The sequence below is a fragment of the Dehalococcoidales bacterium genome (assembly GCA_035529395.1).
GTDB lineage: Bacteria > Chloroflexota > Dehalococcoidia > Dehalococcoidales > Fen-1064 > DUES01.
The window spans coordinates 1-3,822 of the sequence record DATKWT010000021.1 but is presented as its reverse complement, the minus strand read 5'-3'; the positions used below and the strand labels follow the sequence as shown (position 1 = coordinate 3,822).

General features: G+C 53.1%; 3 protein-coding genes. All 3 read right to left on the bottom strand.

What is annotated here, in order from left to right:
• Positions 1 to 845: SDR family NAD(P)-dependent oxidoreductase (locus VMW13_01370; GenBank protein HUV43457.1), on the bottom strand; the 845-nt coding region annotated here is incomplete at its 3' end.
• 51 nt (positions 846 to 896) lie between these two features.
• On the bottom strand, positions 897 to 1,751 hold the full coding sequence (locus VMW13_01365) for an SDR family oxidoreductase (protein ID HUV43456.1): 855 nt from the start codon (positions 1,749 to 1,751) through the stop codon (positions 897 to 899).
• Positions 1,752 to 1,799: 48 nt separating this feature from the next.
• Entirely contained in the window at positions 1,800 to 3,251 is a 1,452-nt protein-coding gene (locus VMW13_01360) for an alpha-L-fucosidase (GenBank protein ID HUV43455.1), read from the bottom strand.
• Positions 3,252 to 3,822 lie beyond the last annotated feature (571 nt).

Genomic DNA, 3,822 nt, shown 5'->3' with positions numbered 1-3,822 from the left:
GCGAAGAATAACACAGCCTTTCCCATATCCTCTGCTGTCTGGTCTCGTCCCAAGGGAGTTATCGGAGCAATCATATACTTCAACCAGAATTCATGAGGCGTAAGCCCCTCAGTATCAAGCTCTTCGGGTTTGTAACCTCTCACACGTGGCGGCAGCGGTAGTCCTTTTGCTTTGGCATTACGTACCGCTTCCAGCATCGCAATCGCTCCCCGTTCCCACAATGGTGTAAACACATGCCCCGGGCAGACGCAGTTTACCGTAACATTGTATGGTGCCAGTGCCCGTGCCAGCGACCAGGTTATCGATATGTCCCCGGCCTTGAAAGCATTGTAAGGCATCTGGTCCGGGCCACTCAACCGGGCCGCGATTGATGATATATTTATTATCCTGCCGCTCTTCTGTTTCATAAATACAGGCGTTACGGCGTGGCTCATCATCACGTGCGATTTCAGGTTTAACTGGTAATACTTGTCCCACACCTCGGGGGTGAACTGCATATATGAAGGGAAAGATTCACCTCCAAACGATGCTATTTGCTCCTGCATCATCTGTGACATCTCCAGGCTCACGCCACCCACATTGTTCACCAGGATATCTATCTTCCCGAAGAAGTCCACAGTCTCTTTAACCGATTTGGTTACTTGATTATCATCGGTCAGGTCGGCAATTACCGCCAGACCCTTACGCCCCATCGATTTGACTTCATCAGCAGCCTTCCGGGCAATATCACCGTTAATATCAACCACGGCGACATCTGCTCCCTCCTCTGCCAAACACTTCACAATACCCTCGCCAATCCCCTGTCCACCACCGGCGACAATGGCTAACTTACCTTCCAGCTTCATGATATCCTCCTTAGTCTATTACTTGCTTTCGCATGTAGAGAAGGTAATCCTCTATCGCATAATCATACCGTTATCAACGCATATCGTCTGACCGGTGATGTTTTTCGAGTCCTCGGTAACAAAAAACGCCACTGTTTTACCTATATCCTCCGGTGTCTGGTGTACCGGCATCATAATCGGCCAGAATTCTTCGGGTGTGATACTGTCCAGGTTTTCTATTTCAAGAAACTGATTGTAACGCCCGGGAAGTTCGGTCCCCTCAGCCTTAGCCTGACGTAACCTGCCCAGTATCGCCACTACCCCTCGTCTCCAGAGCGGTGTAAAAACTGTCCCCGGACAGACACAATTAACATTGATATTGAATTCGGCCAGCTCCCGGGCAAGTACCCATGTCAACGAGATTACGCTTGTTTTGAAGACCGTGTAGGGTGCCTTATCATAATCCGGAAATCTACCTGAAACCGATGATATGTTTACTATCTTCCCGCTTTTCTGTTCTTTGAAATGGGGAATCACCGCCCGGCTCATCATTATGTGTGATTTCAGATTTTGCTCGTAGTAGCCCTGCCACTCTTTCTCGGTACGGTCAACAAACGTGGGTATTTCGGTCCTGGGTGGTTGCGCCGAATGCCCACCGACATTATTCACCAGGATGTCCATTTTCCCGAAGGTATCGATAATTTCCTGTACTGCCTTTGCCACCAGGTCACCGTCAGCGCAATCAGCATAGATACCAAGGCCTTTGCGTCCCATTGATTTAACTTCTTCGGCGACCTGCTTCGCATTTTCACCGTCATAGTCGACGATGACCACATCAGCCCCTTCCTCGGCAAGACATTTGACGATACCCTCACCAATCCCTTGCCCACCACCGGCGACAATGGCAACTTTACCTTCCAGCTTCATTCTACGCTCCTTAGTCTATTGTTGTTTTACACACTTGATGAAAACCTGTTAGAAGGGGTCTTGCCTCTGAATCCTGAACACGCAGGCATGCTCGCAGGGCTTTGCCTCAGGCCTTTCAACCACAAGGCCATCTCCGGTCATTGCCCATTTCAGTTCTCTATCAATGCCAAGCATCGTCACGGAGCTGATTTCGGACTCCCACAACCTCTTCAGGTCCCTGATAGTCACCTCCTCTTCAGGCCAGCCCAGAAACGTCGCGTACAGCACATTATCCCTGGCCGTGAACCGGATGTCCTCTGCCGTGTACTCCACTTCGTCCTGCTCACTGAAGTAGCCGGTCCTCTTCATCTCCGTCGGCCCGGTGCCGTACTTGACCCAGGGAATCGTCCCATAGATGGCCTCCCCGTTCACGTCCAGCCACTTGCCTATCCCCAGCAGGCATTGCTTCGCCTGCTCAGGAATCTCACCATTCGGCATGGGCCCAACATTGAGCAGCAGGTTACCGTTCTTGCTCACGTTGTCGACCAGGTTGTGTACCAGCGTTCTCACGGGCTTGAAACCGGCCTCCTGCACGTAGGACCAGGCACCCTGGTCGTCGACCGATGTGTCGGTAATCCAGTTGTGGTAGGTCAGCTCCCCCATGCGTCCCAGTTCCAGGTCAACGATAGCCGTGCCGGGGACGAGGTCATGCCACTTGTAGGTCACGGCAACCTCTTTGCCCCATTCCTTCTGCTTGTTGTAGTAGCAGGCAAGGAAGTCTCTTCTATATTTCTCAGGAACTCCGCGTATCCCGAAGTCGAACCACAGCATATCGGGCCGGTATTTATCGACGACCTCACGGCCTCTCGCCAGCCATCTGTCGAGGTATTCCCTGGTCGGCCTGTCCTGTAGCCACCACTCCTGCATCCGCTCCTGCGTTTGGGGCTTCTGTTTTGCCCAGTTCTGATTGTGCAGGGGGCCGTACAGGTCGACATACTGCGGGTCCGAGGTGTCGCAGTCCTCCCTCCAGTGAGGATAGAACCACCAGTTCTCGGCATGATGAAGGGCAACCATGAACCTCATGCCCTGTGCCCGGATGGCGCTCTCCAGCTCACCGACAACATCCCTGCCAGGCCCCATCCGTACGGCATTCCAGCGAGTGAACCGGCTGTCCCACATGCAGAAACCATCGTGGTGCTCGCCCACGGGACCGGCAAACTGAGCACCAGCCTTCCTGAACAGCTCCGCCCATTCCGCAGCATCGAACTTCTCTGCGGTGAACATGGGGATGAAGTCCTTGTAGCCAAACTCTGAGGGCAGCCCGTATGTCTTGACATGGTATTCATGTTGTTCCGTTCCCTCTCGATACATGTTGTAGGGGTACCATGTCCCGTTCGGACCGCACGCAGGGACCGAGTAAACTCCCCAGTGGGTATATATCCCGAATTTGGCGTCCTGGAACCACTTTGGCGTGGTATGAGTTCTCAGCGACTCCCAGGTCGGTTCATAGGTCCTGTTCATCTTCATCCACTTCCGTCTCTAGCAGGGTGATGAAAAACCATTTCGACCAACCCCCGTGCGGCCCATCTGGGCCGCCTCCCCCTTCCGAGCCAGGAAGAGCCTTCCTACCGAGGAAGGGGAAAAAGATTATATCTGGGGGACACCGGCAGAATCTGGTTTCGGATTCTGCTAGCGTCATTCTGTAAGAATGACTCCCAGACACCCCTGCCATAAGGGGGCGCCCCTCAGAAGGGGCGAAGCTCCTCTAGACTCCCCTTTTTCAGCGGCCTGCCAGGTTTCACGTAGCTCACGGTGAGCATCGCGAATATCTCGCTACGGGTGGGGTAATACCAGGGTTGTTCCGGTAGTCCGGCAGTACCGTTGTGATTAATGTCTCCGACAGGAAATCATGCTGGAGACAAGGGGTGTCGCAATAAACTTCACCATGCCCTGGATTGTACATGACCATCGTGAATAGAAGCATTCTACCATGAGGCACAGGGCCAATCAAACCGCTATTTTAGTCGGTTCTCCGTTACCTTTCTCTCTCAACGGCGTAAGCAGGATAAGCAGGGTGACTACCGCCGCGACG

Excerpts from the sequence above, each read along its gene's own strand:
- VMW13_01365 (HUV43456.1), bottom strand. The coding sequence starts at position 1,751 with ATGAAGCTGGAAGGTAAAGTTGCCATTGTCGCCGGTGGTGGGCAAGGG.
- VMW13_01360 (HUV43455.1), bottom strand. The coding sequence starts at position 3,251 with ATGAACAGGACCTATGAACCGACCTGGGAGTCGCTGAGAACTCATACC.